Source organism: Methanococcoides sp. DA23 (genome assembly GCF_057593895.1).
Genome location: NZ_CM172520.1, coordinates 1,007,759 through 1,027,852, shown reverse-complemented (window position 1 = coordinate 1,027,852; position 20,094 = coordinate 1,007,759). Strand labels below are relative to the sequence as shown.

Here is a 20,094-nt window from a genome sequence, read left to right as displayed (position 1 = left end):
GATGTGAAAAAATGAAACCTAAAAAGATATTCAAAATCTCACTGAATATGGTCAAGGCCAACAAATTACGCAGTTGGCTGACCATTATAGGTGTTGTTATCGGCATAGCTTCTGTTATGACAGTTGTAACTACCGGCGAATATTTTCAGGATCAAGTAACGAAAACACTTGAAGATTTTGGAGGAGACACTATAACCATTTTTGCTTCTGTTCCTTTTGAGATGAATGAGGATGAAGGTGTTGGCGAACCTGTGGTCGAGGACAAAGAAACGAATCAGTACATTGATGATCCCGATTCACTATCTCAAGCACAATTGACAAAAAAAGATGTGCAAACCCTTGAAAGAATATCTGCCATCGAATACATCAATGTAAAAGTTGAGTCTGGTGCCATGCTGAGTATGGGCAATGAAGAGACATCAGTATACATAAGCGGTGTTGACCCGAAGGTCTGGTCAAAGATGACCACCGAAGATATAGGAGAGGGAAGGTTGCTTAAAGCAGGCGACAAAAATGTGGTCGTTATATCTGATAATCTTGCCAATGAAGCATTCAAGGATAAGAAGATAAGAATTAATCAGCTTATTCTGTTGAACGGAAGGTCATATCGTGTTGTAGGCATTCTCGCAAAGGGTGATGGTCTTCTTGGTGGAATGGGAGGTCTTTTTGGCAGCAGTGTTTTCATGCCATATGAAGACATGTACGTAATGGCTCAGGATGATGAATATTCGAATCTGAAAAAAGACGTCTATGGATCCATAGAAGTTAAACTCTACAAGAATGCAGAGCTACAACCTGCACTTGATGAAATGGACAAAAAGCTCAAGTTATCAAGACGTGTCAATGAGGACACAAAGGATTTCTATATATATTCACAGCAGGAAATGATGGAAAGCACAAATAAACTGATATCAGGTCTGACCGCATTCCTTGCGTTCATTGCAGGAATATCATTATTAGTGGGTTCTGTTGGTATTGCCAATACAATGTTCACTTCCGTGCTTGAAAAGACTAAAGAGATAGGCATTATGAAAGCCATAGGTGCCAGAAATGAGGATGTTCTTCTGATATTCCTCTGCAATGCTGCATTGATAGGGCTTGTAGGCGGTTTGATAGGGATCATATTTGGAACCGCATTTGTACAAGTGATAGTGTACCTGATATCAATGCAATTGAAGATACCTTTCGTATTCACGTTGAGCGTAAAGGCTACGATTGTGGCCACCCTGGTATCCATAGGAGTTGGTCTTGTCGCAGGTTTCATGCCGGCAAAGAGTGCAGCGAAGTTGAATCCTGTGGATGCTTTGAGATATGAATGAGTTCATTGAAATGATCTGTATGGGACTATCAATATAGGTACTCGAACAAAAGCAATAAACTTAAAATTCAGAACGGGATCTACTAATTCTCGTTCTATTCTTTTTTATAGCAATCCATATATTTCACCTACACAAATATCTTCATGAGACGATCTCATAATACTTAATTTAGGGGAGAACTGATCATGCTTGAAGGATGGATAGAGAACTGCCCATAGCTTAACAAAGATATTGAATATATAGAATGTAGAAAATGTGAGAACTTCATCAAACTTGATTGTATCTTCATCATATGTGGCTACAAGAACAGGGCAGTTAAAAGGCGAAAGGTCTATCGGGATGATATAACAGGTGAAGATGCTTCCAGATGTGATATTTCATGAGTATTCGAGTGAAAATGTTGTGTTTATGCTAAAAAAAGGAAGATCAATACATCTGTATTGCAAATCCTGCAAAAGCTGCCAGAAGTATTGATACGAATAGAACAAATGGTCCATTTGATGTTTGTTTTACTACTGATTCCATGGTATTACCTCCATTGTAACTGAAAGTAACCATAATCAAATCCCTCACCCCCATGAGTAATATTTCATTAGTTCCGATGTCATATAAAATTAACTATATGATCAAGACGATGCATAATTGCTTTTAAGTTCTTTCTGAAAGATACACACCTGTAAGAACCAATACCGCTCCCACAAGAGCATATATATTAGGTATGTTCCCAAAAATTATGCTATCTCCAAGAATGGTTATTGGAGGAACAAGGTAAAGCCCATTGGTAGTTGTGCTTGAACCTGTGAGACCTATTGCCTTGTTCCATAATAGGAATGCAAGAGCAGAAGCGAAGAAAGCCAGATACATGAGAGCAAACATCGCTATCAGAAGGTCAGACTGTGAAACAATATCGATCCTCATGTTCCTTGCCTCAAAAAGTGCAAATGGGAACAGGAAGATCGTACCGAACAGAGTGATGTCACGGGAAAGGATGAGCACATCCTTCGATCTTAATTTATCTATTATGGTAGTGTAGAAGACCCATGAGAAGACCGAGCCGAACATTAGAAGATCACCAAGGGGATTAAGTGCAAGGTTGAATTTTCCGTTAAGTATCAGTAATCCGACTCCTGCAAAAGCAATGACCGCTCCCAGGTATTTGATGGGTCTTGAAAATGTGCGCTTTAGCGTATCAACTGTGAGCAAGAAGAACACTGGCACGGTAGCACTTATTAAGGATGCGTTCGTGGCCGTTGTATGAGTGAGTGCCACATTCTCGAACATGTAAAAACTTGTAATTCCCAGAAAACCGGCGATAATGACGTATTGCAGTTCTTTTCTTGTATAATCCGCTTTTTTTCTGCAAATAGCAGATAGAAGAATTGTTGCAATGAAAAAACGTAAGAAACCTATGATCGCAGGATCCAGATAATTCAGCAGGACCTTTGTACCTATGAACGAGAAACCCCAGAGTATAACGGTCGTCAGCATGTAGATGATGCCTTTTGTCCGATCTTCCATTATTTTGTTCCCGTTGTTTCCTTTTTTAGCGAGTTCCTCTTGAGAGCCTGTCCTTTTATATATTGGTTTCGATATGTAGAATCCTATAGGTAATTCAAATCAGGGAAGACCTCAAGTGACCCGATCGATACTGGACAATGACCTTTATAAGTTTACAATGCAGATGGCAGTGTTAGAACTGTTCCCGGATGCACGCGCTGAATACCGCTTCATCAATAGGGGCGGTCAGAGTTTTACAGAGGAGTTCGCAAATGAGCTTAGGCGTACCATCGATGAGGATATTTCTAAAATGGCACTTTCCGAGGATGAATCTATCTGGCTCAAAGACAATTGTCCTTTTTTCAAACCCTCATATATTGAATACCTGAAGAACTTCCGTTTCGATCCGAAAGAAGTGAAGATATTTCTGACAGAAGAGAATGAACTTGAACTCTGTATCGATGGTCCGTGGCACAGTTCCATATTGTGGGAGATCGTGCTCATGTCAACCATTTCGGAACTTTATTTTACGTTAGTGAATACTAAAGGAAGAGATATATCTGCATCCGCTTCCGATGAACCTGAAAATGCTCTAATGGACAATTATGGTAGTTTCATAGGCGAGATGGGAAAGGAACTGGATTCCAATGGCTGTGTGTTCTCAGAATTTGGGACCCGCCGCCGAAGAGGGTTCAAATTACATGATAAAGTGGTCGAGGTTCTTCATAAACTGGATTCATTTTCCGGCACTAGCAATGTATATTTTGCAAAGAAGTATGGCGTGAGACCGATAGGTACCATTGGCCATGAATGGATAATGGGAAATTCCGCCCTTGTAGGCCTAAGGAATGCGAACAAGTTTGCTTTTGATAACTGGGTAAAGGTGTACAAAGGTGATCTTAGTATTGCCCTCAGTGACACTTTCGGTTCAAAGCCTTTCTTCAGGAACTTCAACCTTGGGCTTGCAAAACTTTATGACGGTGTCAGACATGACAGTGGTGACCCGGTCAAATTCGCAGATGATGTCATCGAACATTACAAGAAGCTTGGCATCGACCCCATGAAAAAAGTGCTAGTTTTCAGTGATTCACTACATGTAAGTGATGCTGTAAAACTGAAAGAATATTGTAGTGGCAGAATAAATTGCAGTTTCGGTATTGGCACAACACTGACGAACAATTCGGACTTTTTCAGTTACAACCCTCCTCTGAACATGGTCATCAAGCTACACAAGATCGATGGCATCCCGGTGGTGAAACTTAGCGATTCAGTGGAAAAGGCTACCGGAGACAAGGATGCTTTGAGGGTGGCTAATTATATATTTGGCATAAAAGGGCTGGACGATTGAGAATCAATACTTAACGTAAAAATTATAATTCTATTTTTTATAAAAAGTTATCTCGAAACATTGCAGTAATCGATGTCCAGCGAGAAATCATGGAAGTTGCATTCTCGTCTTCGGCTCCCTATTTAAAAAAGATATTCATTCGTTGCTCCGTTAATGTCATATACAGCAAACACGATTTATCAGCATTATATCACATGCAATCAAATGCTTTTTTTAAGTTAACCAGACAGGAAAAAGCTACTCAGCTGCCAATGCAGTGAAAACGCAATTTCTCATGGAGGATAAAAGATGATCGAAGCTTATCTAAAACACGAAGAAGAGAGGAAAGCCCAGGGAATTCCCGCACTTCCTCTGAATCCGGAACAGACCTCTGAACTTTGTGAGTTATTACAAGATCCTCCTGCAGACCAGGAAGAGTTCCTGCTCCACCTGTTCAGGGAACGGATCTCTCCTGGTGTAGACCCCGCTGCAAAGGTCAAGGCAGATTTCCTTGGTAACATATTGGCAGGAACTGTCTCTTCACCGCTTATAGACAAAAAAGAAGCCATCCGGATCCTGGGAACCATGATCGGGGGCTATAATATCAGTTATCTTATCGAAGCACTCGGGAATACAGAAGTAGCAGATGAAGCTACATGTGCCCTTTCAGGCATAACCCTTGTCTACGATGCTTTTGAAGACGTACTGGAACTGTCAAAGACAAATGACGCTGCTGGAAAAGTTATTGAGAGCTGGGCGAACGCTGAGTGGTTCACAAGCAGACCAGGAGTTCCCGAGACTATCACTGTCAGGGTATTCAAAGTTGATGGCGAGATCAATACCGATGACTTCTCCCCTGCCAGTGCTGCATGGAGTCGCCCCGACATACCTCTTCATGCACTGGAAATGGGGAATACCCGCTTCTCGGGAGGCATTGAGGAGATGGCAAAATGGCGCGAGGAAGGACACGAGGTTGCCTTTGTAGCTGATGTGGTAGGAACAGGTTCCTCCCGCAAATCCGCCTGCAACAGTGTGCTCTGGCATATCGGCAAGGACATACCATACGTTCCAAATAAACGCCGTAATTGCGTGATCATTGGCACTGCCATAGCTCCCATCTTCTTTAACACCGCCGAGGACTCCGGTGCTCTGCCTCTGCAAATGGATATTAGCAAGCTCCAGCACGGCGATATCATTACCATCAATACCGTAAAGGGTGAAGTAACAGATGTTGAAGGCAATGTACTCTCCAATTTTGACCTCACGCCCAACACCCTCCCGGATGAATACCGTGCTGGCGGTCGTATTCCCCTCATAATTGGTCGGTCGTTGACCACCCGGACCCGCGAGGCACTGGGTCTGCCTGAGACAGACATATTCGTTAAACCTGATAATCCAGTTCCAGAACCTGGGCAGGCCTACTCCCTGGCACAGAAGATAGTTGGCCGGGCATGTGGCGTAGATGGAGTTCTGCCTGGCACCGCCTGTGAGCCTATAATGACCACTGTCGGTTCCCAGGACACCACAGGTCCCATGACAGCCGATGAACTCACAGAACTTGCCTGTCTCAAGTTCCAGGCTCCCATGTTCATGCAATCATTCTGTCACACAGCAGCTTACCCCAAGCCTGCGGACGTGAAAATGCAAAGGACACTGCCAGATTTTGTTTCTGAGCGTGGCGGTGTCTCCCTGCAGCCCGGAGATGGAGTTATCCACAGCTGGCTTAACCGCCTGCTGGTCCCGGACACAGTAGGTACAGGTGGCGACTCCCATACCAGGTTCCCGATAGGCATATCGTTCCCGGCAGGTTCCGGGCTGGTGGCCTTTGCTGGAGCTCTGGGTTTCATGCCTCTGGATATGCCCGAATCCGTGCTGGTACGTTTCAGTGGAAAGCTTAATTCTGGTATCACTCTGCGTGATGTTGTCAACGCCATACCATACTATGCTATCAAGCAGGGCCTTATGACCGTGCCAAAGAAGAACAAGATCAATATATTCAACGGACGTATCCTCGAAATAGAAGGACTGCCCGACCTAACAGCCGAGCAGGCATTCGAGCTGACGGATTCTGCCGCAGAGCGCTCAGCTGCAGCCGGTTGCATCCAGCTCGGAGAGGAGGCAGTATCCACTTTCCTGCGCTCCAACCTTGCATTGATGAAAAAGATGATCGAGAACGGTTACAGAGATGCACAGACTCTCCAAAAGCGTATAGAAGCTGTCGAGGAGTGGCTGGAAGCCCCGAGACTGCTCAAAGCGGATCCGAATGCAGAGTACGCCGCAGTCATAGAGATCGATCTTGCGGACATCAAGGAACCTATCCTTGCGTGTCCAAATGATCCTGATGATGTAAAGCTGCTTTCCGAAGTTGCAGGCACCACTATCCAGGACGTCTTTATAGGCTCATGCATGACGAACATCGGTCACTTCCGTGCAGCAGCCGAGATCTGGCGAGACCAGAAATTCAACCCTGATGTCCGTACCTGGATATGTCCCCCTACCCGGATGGACCAGGCTAAGCTCAGGGAGGAGTCAGTTTTCTCCATATACAGCCAGGTCGGTGCCCGAATTGAGATAGCAGGATGCTCACTATGCATGGGTAACCAGGCACGTGTACCGGATGCCTCCACAGTGTTTTCCACCAGCACCCGTAACTTCGATAACCGTGTGGGTGACGGAGCCCTGGTCTACCTTGGCTCAGCAGAGCTTGGAGCAATTACCTCCAACCTTGGCAGGATACCCACGGTAGATGAGTACATGGAAGTTTACATGGAGAAGATCGAACCAAAACTGGACGAGATCTACAGGTATCTTCAATTCGATGAAATGGAAGACTACCTGTAATACAAATACAAAGCCACCTGTGGAGTAATATTAACTGCTTAACTTCAAAGCGCATTTAGGAATAATGGGCACACAGCGCCCATTCTCCACATTTTTTTCTTCGTACCTTATTTCTATAAGACCCCATCAAATTAGAATGGGTGATCTATAACCTAATTTGATGATATCGCCTTGAAAGTTTCAGGGAAGCTGGAAGTTTCAGCCTGTAAAGAAAGGATCAAGGAGAGACCTTACTCTCACTTTAGTGTGTCCCGAAGGAACTTTTGCAGGATACCGCCGTGGTTGCAGTACTCTACTTCAATACCGGATGTAATTAAGATATCCTCGAGCAATACCCTGATGGAACATGGCAAAGCAGAAAGGTTGCATAGACCCATCCCTTCAATTTTGCTCAGACGATAGATAGTTCCTTTTCTTTAAAATGAAAATATCGGCTCCGTAGAAAACCTCAATATTCGGATACTAATCCAATTTGAAAAGATTATGGAATGTATTATATGATGTTGGAATAGAATCCCATTTCCAGACTATAGATGTTGATTTTGATAGGATTTCTACAGAGCCAAATTAAAAATTATATATCAGATATATTTAAATAAGTGGATTAGTATATTTAAATATGGTGCTAATATGAGTTGTAATGTTATTTCTAAACAAATATTTATTCTAATCTTTATCTTAGCTTTTTGTCCTTTTATTGCTTCAGCAGAATCAACTACTTTTGATGCTTATGCTGTTGCAGTTTATGAAAAGATAATTGACAGTGACACTTCTGGTATTGAAATATTCCACACTGCTATGAGCAATAATGGGAATGTGATTTATTTTAATGGAGTTGATGTAAAAACCGATGAAATGATTGTAGGTCACATTAATTCAGATGGTTCTGGACTGAAAACTTATCCTACTCCTGATGGTTCGGCTATGAATATTGTAACTAATCAAGATGGTTCGATCGCTTATTTTAACGGTCTCAATACTGTTTATATAATCGAAGACGGAAGTATTGATGAAGTTGTAGCATTTGATGATGAATACTATATTTGGATGCTTCAAACCACCGATAAAGGTGATTATGTTTACATGACTGTTGAGAGCATTGGGAATGTGTGGAAAATTAATTCCGATGCAACCCGTGATGCTATTGTTGTCGATCGAGAGGATGTGGATGTGGATGATAAAGAAATCTCTAAAATACTTGATTTCCGCATTTCTGATGATGGAATTAATGTTGCATTCATACCACCGGGATATGTGGAAAATGGAACTTCACATGAATTGGCTGAATTGTTCTTTTCTAAATATGGCAATTCTAATCAAATGACATTTGATGATGAAGAAGACGATGGCATCACTAAATTCCTATTTGACATGAGTGGTGATGGTGCTTACATTATCTATGGAGTTGAAGAAGATACTTATCTTGTCAGACCTGGAAGCAAATATTTAACAAAACTGGGTTCATTTACAGGTTGGGGTCACTTAAACTATGATGGTTCCATCATGTTTACTTCAAATGAGGAAGATGCTGTATTTGTGAGTACAAATGATAAACAGGTCTTTGAACTTTCACTGAATGAAAATCTTAAAGATCCTGTGGGAAGTATTGATGGAACTTGCATTAACAACGATGCTGACACTGTTTCGTTCCTTGTAACAACAGATGATTATTCATCTACATCATTGTATGTAGGTCATTTCTATAGCAATACTGAACAAGTTCCGGCAACATCTCCAAATGCCCTTTACTCTGCGAAGGTAGTATATTCTGGAGAGCTTCCTGAAGTCCATATACCTGAAAATGTAGTAGAACCGATTCTTATTCCTGAAGAGAAGAATACACTTGTTTTCGAATCACGTAGCAAAACAACTGGAACAAGTGTGCAAATCCCACTTACTGTGTCAGGTACAGATGAGGCTATTGGCAACATGGATCTTACACTAAGTTATGACCCTAATGTGCTTGAGTGTGTGGAACTTGTAAAAGGAGGATTAACGGAAAACTCACTCTTTGAGTACAATATTATGGCAGAAACTGTCAAGATAAGCCTTGTGGATATGAAAGGTTTTAGTGGGGATGGTTCGATTTGTTATGTTAAGTTCAATGTTATCGGTTCCGAAGATGAAACATCTCCACTTAGAATCGATAAGCTCGTATCTAATAGTGCATCCGACCTTTCAATGATCGAGATGGACTCAACAGATGGTGTTTTCACGGTTCTTGGAAAAGATGAAGGAAAAGGAGATGCTGCCGGTGATGGTGGTGAATTTTCTGCATACGATGCATTGTATGCACTTCTGATGTCCGTAGATAAGATCGAAATGCATGAATCGATGGATGTAAATGATGATGGAAGTGTATCTTCCATTGATGCAAGACTTATACTGAAGATGGCTTCTGAAAAGAAGCCTATCAATTAATCGAGGTAATAGAATGAATAAAATATGTATGTTAGTGGTAGCAATGGTATGTCTGTTTACATGTGCATCTGCAGGTGCAGTCCAGGTGACAGTTTATATAGATGATGTAGAAGCATCAAGCAGTGGTTCAGTGGAAGTTCCTGTCTACTTTACAGGAGCATCAGAAATAGGCAGCATGGACCTTGTGCTAAATTATGATAGCGAGGTACTGCAGGCTACAGGTATATCAGGTTTAGATCTTGGTAGTAATTCATTTATGGAATCAAACGTTGCCATTCCAGGCGAAGTAACTGTTGCTCTTGCAGATTCTTCTGGCATTACCGGTGACGGCGCAGTTATAGCAGTATCTTTTATTGTTCTAGGAGATATAGGCTCCTCAAGCACTGTTAGTGTTGAAGAAGTTGTTCTCCATAATGTAGGACTTGTGGAAATTATAGCTGAAACTGCAGATGGTGTTGTAACTGTAGCAGATGCCGGTTCCAAGAGTGTAGGATATGGTAGCATGATGCTTGCATCAATTGGTATACTCTGCATTTGTGCACTTTTCATGAGAAGAAGGGACTAAGCATAGGAAGGGGATTGAATGAAAAAAATCATAGCTCTTTCATTCCTTTTTTTGATATTGCTGGCAACTCCTGCCCAGGCAGATCTATATGAAGATATGGAACAGAGGGTTTCTGCATATAATACAAACCTTGATTCCGTGCCTGATCTTGTAAAGAACATGCTTGGTAATGAAGAAGTCTACGGCATTATTGAAATGAATGATGATAGTACACTCGAACTCAAGGCGGTCACTTTGAACGGTGTGGTTGTAGAGTTCAGTAAGATCTCCATTGAGATTGAAGCCGGAAAAGGTGACTACAATTCCGATGGTAAACTAACTGCACTTGACTCCCTTTCAGCTGTAAAAATGGCTGTTGGTAAGCTTCCTGAAGACCTTAACCTTGATGTTGATGCTGATGGAAAAGTAACATCCATTGATTCAAGGCTTATCCTTCAATCTGCAGTTGGACTAAGCTCTGAAATTAATCCTACAGTACTGATGAAATCTGATGAGGAAACCCTAAACTTATTAATGGTTTCACCGACTCCTGCAGATGATTTCCTTACAGCATACCAGAATGGTGATATCGAGATAGAACCTATTGGTTTCGGGAACACTGTTAAGTTAGGTGTAGGCAAATTAATGCTTACTATCAGTGAGATATTGGGGCTGGTCTGAATATCCAGTCTATATTTTCTTTTTTGACAGATTTCATACTTACCCCTTAAACTTAAATCAGTTCACTGTCATATTTAAATTGGGAGTGATCTAGTTATGCCAGCTATTGCACATTTTGACTTGCCCGTAGACGATATTGACAGGGCAAAAGAGTTCTACACCGAGCTGTTCGATTGGAAATTTGAAAAAGTACCGGGACCTATGGACTACTATTTCATAGAGACAGAATCCCTCGAGGGTGAGAAGGGGGTTGACGGAGGCATGGGACTTCGTGGAAGCCCTGAGCAGAGAATAACCAATTTCATCGAAGTTGTATCGGTTGAAGACTATTGCACTCGTGTTGAAAAGCTCGGAGGAACAGTGCTACAGCCAAAGATGCCTGTTCCGGGTTGGGGTTATCTTGCAGTTTGCATGGATACCGAAGAGAATACCTTCGGATTGTGGGAAGTTGATGAGAACGCAGTATAAGAGAAGTTTCTGATCGAAACGATCTTACTATAAAAGGGGGACAAAATATGAACACAGACCTTGTGATAAAAGTAGGCGGAGCCGCAGGTCAGGGTTTACATACCATAGGTGTGGTACTTGCAAAGGCCTTCAAGAAAAGTGGTTTCAACGTTTTTACCACTCAGTTCTATCTTTCAAGGGTAAGAGGTGGACACAATACTTACCAGGTACGCATAAGCAATGAACCTATAAGGGCAATGACCGAGGAGGTCGATATTCTAATAGCTCTTGATGAGGCATCCATTGAAGAACACCTGAACGAGATATCCGATGGTGTTGTAATAGTTGACACTGATGTCATCAAGATAGATCAGATGAATGATTCTTTCTTCCATGTTCCAATGCTGAAGATCGCAAAGGATGTTTGCGGGAATAAGATCTATTCCAACTCTGTTGCGATCGGTGCTGCGCTGGGCCTTATGTGCTTTAATTTTGAGTATCTCGAACGTGTATTAACTGCGACCTTCCAGAAAAAAGGCGATGAAATAATTGAGAATAACATCAAGGCAGCACGTGCGGGTTATGATCACGCCAAAAAGAACTGCCCGTCAGCATTTAAGTTTGCCATAAAAGATCCTCTTGAAAAAGATGAGAGGATGCTTATTGCAGGCAATGATGCCGTTGCCCTTGGCGCTCTTACAGCAGGCGTTCAATTTCTGGCAGCTTATCCCATGACACCTTCAACGGGTGTTATGACCTATATAGCTGCAAAGGCCGATGAGTTCAATGTCGTCGTAGAACAGGCAGAAGATGAGATAGCTGCTTTGAATATGGTCCTTGGTGCATCCTATGCAGGTGTGAGAGCCATGACCACAACATCAGGAGGAGGTTTCTGCCTTATGGCCGAAGCACTGGGGCTTGCAGGGATGACCGAAACACCTGCAGTGATATTCCTGTCACAGAGACCGGGCCCTGCCACAGGTCTGCCTACAATGACCGAACAGGGTGATCTTCAGTTCGTTCTGACAGCCGCCCAGGGCGAGTTTCCAAGATGCATACTGTCACCAGGAACACCTGATGATTGTTTTTATCTGACGGCAAAAGCGTTCAATATCGCAGAGAAGTTCCAGATCCCGGTATTTGTAATGAGTGACCAGTACCTTGCAGATTCTCTTTTCACCTGTAAGAAATTCGACACTTCAAAGATAGAGATAGACAGGCATCTGCTTTCTGATGATGAACTAAAAGGCAAGAATGAGTACAACAGATATGAATTAACACCCACCGGCATATCCCCAAGGGCCATTCCAGGTCAGGCAGGATTTACAGTTGTCGTTGACAGTGATGAACATAATGAGACCGGTCATCTTGACCAGACTATCGATAACCGTATCCTGATGAACGAGAAGAGAATGAAGAAGCTAAAGCTTCTGGAAAAGGAAATGGAAGCTCCACAGCTTTATGGTTATAAGAAAGCTGACATCACTTTGATAGGTTGGGGTTCTACATACGGCCCTCTTCTGGAAGTTGTGGATATACTCACAAGCGAGGGCCATTCAATAGACCACTTGCATTTTACCCATGTATATCCTTTGCCAGTGGATACAATAAAAGATATGATGGCTAATGCTGGAAAGCTAGTTTGCGTGGAGAACAATGCGACCGGACAGTTCGCAAGACTTTTCGAGTGTGAGACGGGATTACGAATTGATGAGAATGTATTGAGGTCAGACGGGAAACCTTTCTCTCCCGAACACATCATAAGAGCTCTTGAACAGAAGAAGGTGATCTGAGATGGTAAGCGTGGAAGATTATGGTGAATACGAGACCGAATGGTGCCCAGGTTGCGGTAATTTCATGATATTGAAGGCTATCAAGCGTGCTCTTGCAGAGCTTGGGAAAGAACCGCACGAGGTCCTGCTGACATCAGGCATAGGACAATCGAGCAAGCTCCCGCATTATCTCAAATGCAACGTATTCAATGGTCTTCATGGAAGGTCCCTTCCCCCTGCCATTGGAGCAAAGGTCGCGAACCATGAACTGACAGTCCTTGCTGTGACCGGTGACGGGGATTGTTATGGAGAGGGAGGAAACCACTTCATTCATAATATAAGGAGAAATCCTGATATTACCCTCATTGTACATGATAATCAGATATATGGTCTGACCAAGGGCCAGGCATCCCCCACCAGTGAGTTGGGTATGAAGACAAAGATCCAGAACCATGGGGTCTTCAATACACCTTTAAACCCCTTATCGCTTGCAATATCCCTTGATTGTTCTTTCGTGAGCAGGGGATTTGCAGGGGATGTGGACCATCTTACAGAGCTTATCAAAAAAGCGATACAGCACAAAGGGTTATCCTTAGTGGATGTCCTACAGCCATGTGTTTCCTTTAATAAGCTGAACACTTTCAAATGGTATTCAGAAAGGGTCTATAGAATGGAAGAAGAGGGCTATTCCCCGAAAGATCGTGTTAAAGCATTTGAAAGGTCTCTTGAATGGGGTGAAAGGATACCCCTGGGTGTTTTCTATGTAAATGAAAAACCAACTTTCGAGGACCACCTGGACGTTCTTTCTTCAGGACCTCTTGTAAAGAACAAGGCTGATCCTGAAAAGGTCGATGAGCTACTGGATAGTTTCATCTGACTTTTTACTTTTTTTGTTCTATCCGGACTTATACAAATGAAGATAGGTTGTTGTAGTTCGATATGAAATATACTCCGAATATCATTAGGAAAACACTGCAAAAGTATAGTATCCTTCTGTGTACTCTTTCTGAGAAGAGGTCTTTCCCTTTGGCTGTCGATGATGCAACCGTCAGAAGAAAACTGAAATCTGCAATCCAGTGACCAATGATGAACGCAACTATGGCCAACATACCTAAAAGATATTCTTGCAATATAATGGCACTTCCGGCAGTGAGCCACCATAGAATAAATGCAGGATTTAGAGCTGTAGTAAGGATGCCCGCAGACACCGGACCTAATGAACCTTTGAACTTTTTGGCAGATTCAGCGATATTGATATTTGAAACTGTTTTAGCACTTTTTAGAATAACAAGCCCAAAAAGGATCATTACAATACCGCCCAATATTGATACGTAGCCAATTGTGGAGTCACTTATGAAAGAAGAAGCCCCTGCAATGACCAATAGGATCACCGTCAGTTCTACCATTGAATGCCCAAGAAAGATAAAAGGACCTGTACGCCATCCTTTTTCAAGTGATATGCCAACGGTGGCGAACATCATTGGACCAGGAATTAGTGCAGCTGATATTCCTATCGTAAATCCCAGTGCCAGAGCTTTGAGAAGTTCTATCATAACATCACCCTAAATAAGATAAATTATATAATACATCGATAAATATAATATATACACTATGTATATTACATGCCATATTAAGCTGTTGTCATCAATTTTATAATTCTTTATGTTCGCATCAGCTTTTTTCCCAATATGAACTGGTAGAGACCGATACTTATCAGCACGGCCCATACAAGAGGCCAAAACCCATCAGTAGAGATCGAGAATAACATAAATACAGATACACTTAATACAGCTAGCATCTGTGTTGCTTTTATCCTCTGTTCATCGAGTCTTTTTCCAGTCCTGTCACCTATACTAATGATAGGTGCTTTGTTAGCCACCAGCGGTAAAGTAAGTAGGAGCATAAGAATGAAGGCAACTATTTTCAACAGAGATAGGTCCATGATCACATCAGTACTTTCGTGTATCAAGGTTATGCCAGAATAGAAGAACAATAGTGCTGCATGTATCAGGTGATTTCTGTATGGCAAGGATAGCTTTCCGTCAAGACAAAAACCGATTGCTGAGACCATCCCAAATGCCCAGCTTAACTGATATGTAAGGAAAGCTCCAATGGAAAGAATACCTAACGAGTCGATAATACCAGCCTTTAAACCCGTTGATCTACTGACCAATCTTAGTAATAATAAGAACCACAATAAAAGAAAGAGCGGGTGTAACCCGAAAATTATCACATGTGGCAGAGTAAATATGACCGGAATGAAAGCCGATCTCTCATGGTCAGGGTCCATTTCCCTTGTGATCGCCCAGAGCAGGAATGTCGTTGTCCCTGCTTTTATGCCATAGACAAATGAGGCAGAAACATCTTTGTTGATAATGAGATCGTATACAAGAGCTGAAATTGTCACAAAAATTGCCAACTGTATTATCAGGCGATGATTTGGATATTTTAGGTCCAGCTTTCTATCAATTGTAGTTATCTCACATTTATTCACAGTATACATTGCCAGTTTTTGAATTATAAGGCTTCTGAATGGTGTATCAATTTTAATTCTCTGCTGGCATCATTTTATATAGTATAGGCTTCAAAAAAGAGCTTCTATGGCAATGTCTAAGAAGGATATAGCAAGGAAAAGTGGCAAGAAAAAAGAGAAAATGGAAGGACTTGAAGCAAAGGCATCCTCAGGTGATGCTGCTGCAAAGAAGAAACTTGCAAAACTTAAGAAGAAGTAATTTTCTTTTTTCAGAATTATTGAGTCGATGGCATATTAGATTTATCTTACTGCCATCCTCTTTTTCTGATATTCATCTCTGTTCTGAACAATATCTTATCGTTTGATTTTACACCTTTCTACTGTATTCAGCGCCATTTGCACGTTTTTTTCTTATCCCACATTTTCCAGCGCAGGAAAAGAGATTTATCTTGACTTCACGGACAGGTTTTACCCGTACTATTTTATTCGTTTGAATGGAATTTCAATATATATTGAAACGCTGCTTTTAAGTGCTCTTAAGTTTCATCTTCATTCGATGTTCTGTTCAATATCAGAACATTAATGCAAAAATGTATGGACGTGGATCGAAATGAGAATGTTAGAAGAATTCTTCCCGGAATTTACGGAAAAGCTGGATGAGATCGATAATTTGTATGCTGAAAATCGAACGATAGATGAGAAAACATACCAGTTCATCTGTTTTGCCCTTTCCATCAAGGCAAGGTCAAAGCCATGTGTCCTTAAGCACTTTAAAGGCGCTCTGGAAGCTGGAGCTACGGTCAAAGAATTATCCTACATATTTGCCCTTGTCATGAGAGAAGCAGCAGGTGCGGATGATTGCTGGACACATGATGTACTGGGAGACTGGAAAGAAATAATGAAAGGAAATATTTCTTGTAGCTGTTGTGGCGATGAAGATTGAACTTTCACATTTTTAATTTCCAAAGTGATAAACAATGGATCAATTGTGTAATGGGTCAATTGTTCAATGGATCAATTAATCCATTTTCCAGATTTTTTTCAGTGGTTTTGTTACAAAAGCTGTTCCTTACAAAAATTAGAAATCCGATGCACACAGATTTCTTATTATAGAGGTGTATCAGTGGAGAAAGAAATCAAGCCTTCAATAAAAGTATCAAAAAATGGACCATACATTGTGAAAGACCTTAAAACATTAAGGAATTCAAAGGGTGTTTTCATCGAGACAAAACCTGTTATGTCACTTTGCAGATGTGGGGGATCGTCAAATATGCCATTTTGTGATGGAACACATTTAGGGAACGATTTTTCCGGGGAAAAAGAAAAAGATCGTGTTCCCGACAGAGTTGACACTTACGTTGGCAAACATATTAGCATTCATCGTAACAGGGATGTGTGTTCTCATGTAGGACATTGCGTTCGTAATCTACCTTCTGTTTTCAAAAAGGGTAAAGAACCCTGGGCAGATCCGGATGCTGTAGACCCAGAAGAGATAGCAAAGCTCATCAGGACCTGTCCTTCTGGCGCATTGAGTTATACTGTTAATGGAAAATTGTATAAGGATTATTCACATGAGCCGGAAATTTTTGTTCTAAAGGATGGACCTTACAATGTTACAGGGGTCAGGCTTGATGACTCTGATGGATCAGTACCCGAAACCCAGGACCATTATGCTCTCTGCAGATGCGGTGCATCTCGAAATAAGCCATTCTGTGACGGCCAGCACTCCAATGCTAAATTTAAGGATGGTAAGAATTGAATCAACTTCAATCTTGTGATACAATCTTCAAAGTTTTTGAGAACATATTGGATGCTTAAGACTCATTGACAATAAATTAAATCAATTTGCAATATATTATGGATAGTTACTCATGATGTACTGGGATACTGGAAAGAGATAATGAAAGGAAATATTTCTTGTCGCTACTGTGGTGATGAAGATCGAGGGCCATATAACACCCTCATTTCATTATTTCTTGATTTGTTTCCTACCCCTAATTTTATTTATGAATTTTTCCAGTTCTATCAAAAAGAAGATGGAACTTGCAATTATTATTATCACAACCCAATCAATAGGCCTGATAGGACTTGTTCTCATGATCATGTTCATCGTAGGGTTGTAAGTGATGAACATCTGTAAACCGATTACGATAGAGATACCAAGAAGCATATATCTATTTGAGAAAATCTGACCAAGAATATTCTCATGGATCGATTTGCAATTGAAAAGGTAGAATATCTCGAAAAATACGATGGTATTCAACGCTATTGTCTGTGAAGTACTGACATCCATACCATTATTGATATTGAAGATGTATAACAGGAAAGTAGCAGTGACCATTAGTAATGCAACGGTCACGATCCTTCTTTTGATAATTGGAAGAAGCAGTGGCTCTTTTTGTGGCCTTGGCGGCCTATTGAGAAGTTTTTTCTCCATCGGTTCGACCGTCATAGGAACTCCAAGCCCCAATGCCGTAACGGTATTTATCCACAGGATGTGTAAGGGTAATAGTGGCGGAGCTGTGAAGCCCAGTAGAACTGCAACTAAGATCGCCAATCCTTCTGCAGCGTTCGTGGGTAATGTCCAGAGGATCACCTTTTGTATCTTGCCATAGACATCCCTGCCTTCCTCCACTGCATTCACAATGGATGAAAAATTATCATCAGCAAGTACCATGTCAGCTGCTTCTTTTGCAACTTCGGAGCCAGATCGACCCATTGCAACCCCGATATCAGCATTTTCAAGTGCTGGCGCATCATTGATACCGTCACCTGTAACTGCGACAACTTCGCCTTCCTGTTTTAGTAAACCGACTATCCTGGATTTATCCTCAGGGGATGTCCTTGCAAAAACAGATACTGACCTTAATGCTTTTATCAGCTCTTTATCGCTAATTGTTTCAATATCACTGCCCGACAATGCCCCTTCTGTACGTATCCCAAGCTGTCTTGCAATGGTATGAGCAGTTTTGATATGATCCCCAGTGATCATGATAACTCTGATGCCGGCATTATTACATTTGTAGATCGACTGCTTTACTTCCTCCCTTGGCGGGTCGATCATGCCCTGCAATCCGAGGAAGATGAGCTCATCAATATCAACATCTTCAAGTTCGGTCTTTCCTCTTTCGAGCTTCCTATATGCAGTTGCAATGACCCTAAGCCCTTCAGATGCCATGTCTTCAGCAACAAGAAGTATCTTTTCAGGTTCCATCTTTGAAAAGTCCTTCCCATTGAATTGCATGCTGGAAAGTTTGGTGATGATCTCAGGAGAGCCTTTTACATATACCCACGTGTTTCCAGCATCATCCTGATGAAGTGTTGCCATGAACCTTTTTTCGGATTCAAAAGGAATCTCATCGATCCTGGGAATATAGAACTTATCGGCCTTTGATGCTGAAACCAGAAGTGCCCCTTCGGTAGGGTCACCGTCAATGCCTCCCTCTTCACGCAGATAAGCATCATTACAAAGTGCACCTGCTTTTAGTGTTCCAAGCAATGCCCGATGATCAAAGGGATCTATTTTCTTCCCATTAAGCTCGAAATCACCCTCTGGTTCATATCCGATACCAGTAACACTGAACATACCTTCATTCGTGTATATCATCCGGACGGTCATCTCGTTTTTTGTAAGCGTGCCGGTCTTGTCCGAACAGATCACCGTTGCAGATCCAAGACTTTCAACCGCCGGCATTGTACGAATAATGGCATTTCGGGATGCCATCTTTTTTATGCCGATAGCAAGTGTGATCGTAATGAGTGCAGGCAATCCTTCTGGAATTGCTGCAACCGCCAGACTCACGGAAGCAAAAAAGAGATCCAGAGTATCAAGTCCCCGAAGTTTACCAATTGCAAATGTCAGTATGGCAACCAGAATAATAACGACAGCAAGATTCTTGCCCATATTGTCTATCGTTCTTACAAGAGGCGTGGAGAGCTTTTTTGTCTTTTTTATCAGTTCCGAGATCTTTCCGATCTCACTGGCAGAAGCAGTTGCTATTACAACACCTATACCGTTTCCCTGAGTTACAAGTGTGCCTGCAAAAGCGATATTTTTTCGTTCGGCAAGTGGAAGGTTCTTAGTTTCAATGGCATCTGTATATTTCTCAACAGCTGTGGATTCTCCGGTAAGCATTGATTCATCGATGCGAAGATTTTTTTTGTGTATAAGTCGAAGGTCAGCAGGGATTCGGTCTCCGGTTTCCATTAAAACGATATCACCCACCACAAGTTCCCTGCTGGGCACTATCAGTCTTTGCCCTTCCCTTAGTATACTTGTCTCAGGGACCAGCATCTTTGCAAGAGATTCAAGAGCATTTTCTGCTTTTCTTTCCTGAATGAATCCGATGATAGCATTTGCGAGAACCACTCCGATTATTACGGAAGTATCAGCATACTCTCTGAGCAAAAAAGTGACAAGTGCTGCCAGGAGCAGGACATAGATAAGAGGGCTTGCAAACTGCCTTCCAAAGCGATGAAGTGAACTTTCCTTTTTCTTTAGTTCGACCTCATTAAAACCATATCTTGAAAGGCGGAGTTGCGCCTCTTCGTTAGTAAGTCCCTCTCTATCGGTCTCAAGTAATGTAAGAACCTCATCCACAGGAACATGCTGCCATTTGACTTCCCCACTCATAACTATCCATGTATGTTTGTGACGTGATATTCTTTTTGGTTTTGTTTTAGAAGATTTGATCAGTACAATTTAAGATAAGAGAACTCGTATCTTACTAGAGTTGATTTTAGGGATGGGGAGTAAAGTCTATAAGCATAAT

17 protein-coding genes are annotated in these 20,094 nt (G+C 41.8%); 12 read left to right on the top strand and 5 right to left on the bottom strand.

All coding sequences use genetic code 11. From position 1 onward, the window contains the following. The first annotated feature begins 11 nt into the window (after positions 1-11). Positions 12-1,319 carry an ABC transporter permease gene (locus AC20MK_RS05105; protein WP_487356900.1) on the top strand — a complete coding sequence of 436 codons (1,308 nt, stop codon included), beginning with the start codon at positions 12-14 and terminating at the stop codon, positions 1,317-1,319. Positions 1,320-1,967: 648 nt separating this feature from the next. Here the strand turns inward: AC20MK_RS05105 and AC20MK_RS05100 are convergent. Next, positions 1,968-2,837 (bottom strand): DMT family transporter, encoded by an 870-nt coding sequence (locus AC20MK_RS05100; protein WP_487356899.1) that lies wholly within the window; start codon positions 2,835-2,837, stop codon positions 1,968-1,970. Positions 2,838-2,952: 115 nt separating this feature from the next. Here AC20MK_RS05100 and pncB point away from each other — a divergent pair, with 115 nt between their 5' ends. Together pncB and AC20MK_RS05090 are read left to right on the top strand one after the other, a co-directional pair. Further along, on the top strand, positions 2,953-4,164 hold the full coding sequence (gene pncB, locus AC20MK_RS05095; RefSeq protein ID WP_487356898.1) for a nicotinate phosphoribosyltransferase: 1,212 nt from the start codon (positions 2,953-2,955) through the stop codon (positions 4,162-4,164). Positions 4,165-4,452: 288 nt separating this feature from the next. Then, complete coding sequence (locus AC20MK_RS05090; protein WP_487356897.1) at positions 4,453-6,984, top strand: bifunctional aconitate hydratase 2/2-methylisocitrate dehydratase; 2,532 nt, start codon at positions 4,453-4,455, stop codon at positions 6,982-6,984. A 236-nt stretch (positions 6,985-7,220) separates the two neighbouring features. On the opposite strand, the gene AC20MK_RS05085 is transcribed toward AC20MK_RS05090, so the two are convergent. Next, positions 7,221-7,361: a hypothetical protein gene (locus tag AC20MK_RS05085; RefSeq protein ID WP_487356896.1), complete on the bottom strand. Its 141-nt coding sequence runs from the start codon at positions 7,359-7,361 to the stop codon at positions 7,221-7,223. A 253-nt stretch (positions 7,362-7,614) separates the two neighbouring features. On the opposite strand from AC20MK_RS05085, the gene AC20MK_RS05080 reads away from it, so the two are divergent. The 6 genes from AC20MK_RS05080 to AC20MK_RS05055 all read left to right on the top strand — a co-directional run bounded on the left by AC20MK_RS05080 (position 7,615) and on the right by AC20MK_RS05055 (position 13,726). Next, positions 7,615-9,405, top strand: coding sequence for a cohesin domain-containing protein (locus tag AC20MK_RS05080; RefSeq protein WP_487356895.1), 1,791 nt, complete (start codon positions 7,615-7,617; stop codon positions 9,403-9,405). 13 nt (positions 9,406-9,418) lie between these two features. After that, complete coding sequence (locus AC20MK_RS05075; RefSeq protein WP_487356894.1) at positions 9,419-9,970, top strand: cohesin domain-containing protein; 552 nt, start codon at positions 9,419-9,421, stop codon at positions 9,968-9,970. A gap of 18 nt (positions 9,971-9,988) precedes the next feature. Beyond that, positions 9,989-10,630, top strand: coding sequence for a hypothetical protein (locus AC20MK_RS05070; RefSeq protein ID WP_487356893.1), 642 nt, complete (start codon positions 9,989-9,991; stop codon positions 10,628-10,630). Between the two features lie 96 nt (positions 10,631-10,726). Beyond that, positions 10,727-11,098, top strand: coding sequence for a VOC family protein (locus AC20MK_RS05065; protein WP_487356892.1), 372 nt, complete (start codon positions 10,727-10,729; stop codon positions 11,096-11,098). Between the two features lie 47 nt (positions 11,099-11,145). Beyond that, on the top strand, positions 11,146-12,870 hold the full coding sequence (locus AC20MK_RS05060) for a 2-oxoacid:acceptor oxidoreductase subunit alpha (RefSeq protein WP_487356891.1): 1,725 nt from the start codon (positions 11,146-11,148) through the stop codon (positions 12,868-12,870). Position 12,871: 1 nt separating this feature from the next. Further along, entirely contained in the window at positions 12,872-13,726 is an 855-nt protein-coding gene (locus AC20MK_RS05055; protein ID WP_487356890.1) for a 2-oxoacid:ferredoxin oxidoreductase subunit beta, read from the top strand. Between the two features lie 28 nt (positions 13,727-13,754). Here the strand turns inward: AC20MK_RS05055 and AC20MK_RS05050 are convergent, their stop codons facing one another. Both AC20MK_RS05050 and AC20MK_RS05045 read right to left on the bottom strand, forming a co-directional pair. Then, on the bottom strand, positions 13,755-14,402 hold the full coding sequence (locus tag AC20MK_RS05050; protein WP_487356889.1) for a LysE family transporter: 648 nt from the start codon (positions 14,400-14,402) through the stop codon (positions 13,755-13,757). 107 nt (positions 14,403-14,509) lie between these two features. Continuing rightward, complete coding sequence (locus AC20MK_RS05045; protein WP_487356888.1) at positions 14,510-15,343, bottom strand: hypothetical protein; 834 nt, start codon at positions 15,341-15,343, stop codon at positions 14,510-14,512. A gap of 106 nt (positions 15,344-15,449) precedes the next feature. Between AC20MK_RS05045 and AC20MK_RS05040 the strand changes: the two genes are divergently transcribed. From AC20MK_RS05040 to AC20MK_RS05030, 3 genes are all read left to right on the top strand, one after another. Beyond that, positions 15,450-15,581, top strand: coding sequence for a hypothetical protein (locus AC20MK_RS05040; RefSeq protein ID WP_269479035.1), 132 nt, complete (start codon positions 15,450-15,452; stop codon positions 15,579-15,581). 351 nt (positions 15,582-15,932) lie between these two features. After that, positions 15,933-16,265: a carboxymuconolactone decarboxylase family protein gene (locus AC20MK_RS05035; protein WP_487356887.1), complete on the top strand. Its 333-nt coding sequence runs from the start codon at positions 15,933-15,935 to the stop codon at positions 16,263-16,265. A 180-nt stretch (positions 16,266-16,445) separates the two neighbouring features. After that, on the top strand, positions 16,446-17,081 hold the full coding sequence (locus AC20MK_RS05030; protein ID WP_487356886.1) for a CDGSH iron-sulfur domain-containing protein: 636 nt from the start codon (positions 16,446-16,448) through the stop codon (positions 17,079-17,081). Positions 17,082-17,291: 210 nt separating this feature from the next. Here AC20MK_RS05030 and AC20MK_RS05025 read toward each other — a convergent pair whose 3' ends face one another. Further along, positions 17,292-19,955, bottom strand: coding sequence for a cation-translocating P-type ATPase (locus AC20MK_RS05025; protein ID WP_487356885.1), 2,664 nt, complete (start codon positions 19,953-19,955; stop codon positions 17,292-17,294). Positions 19,956-20,094 lie beyond the last annotated feature (139 nt).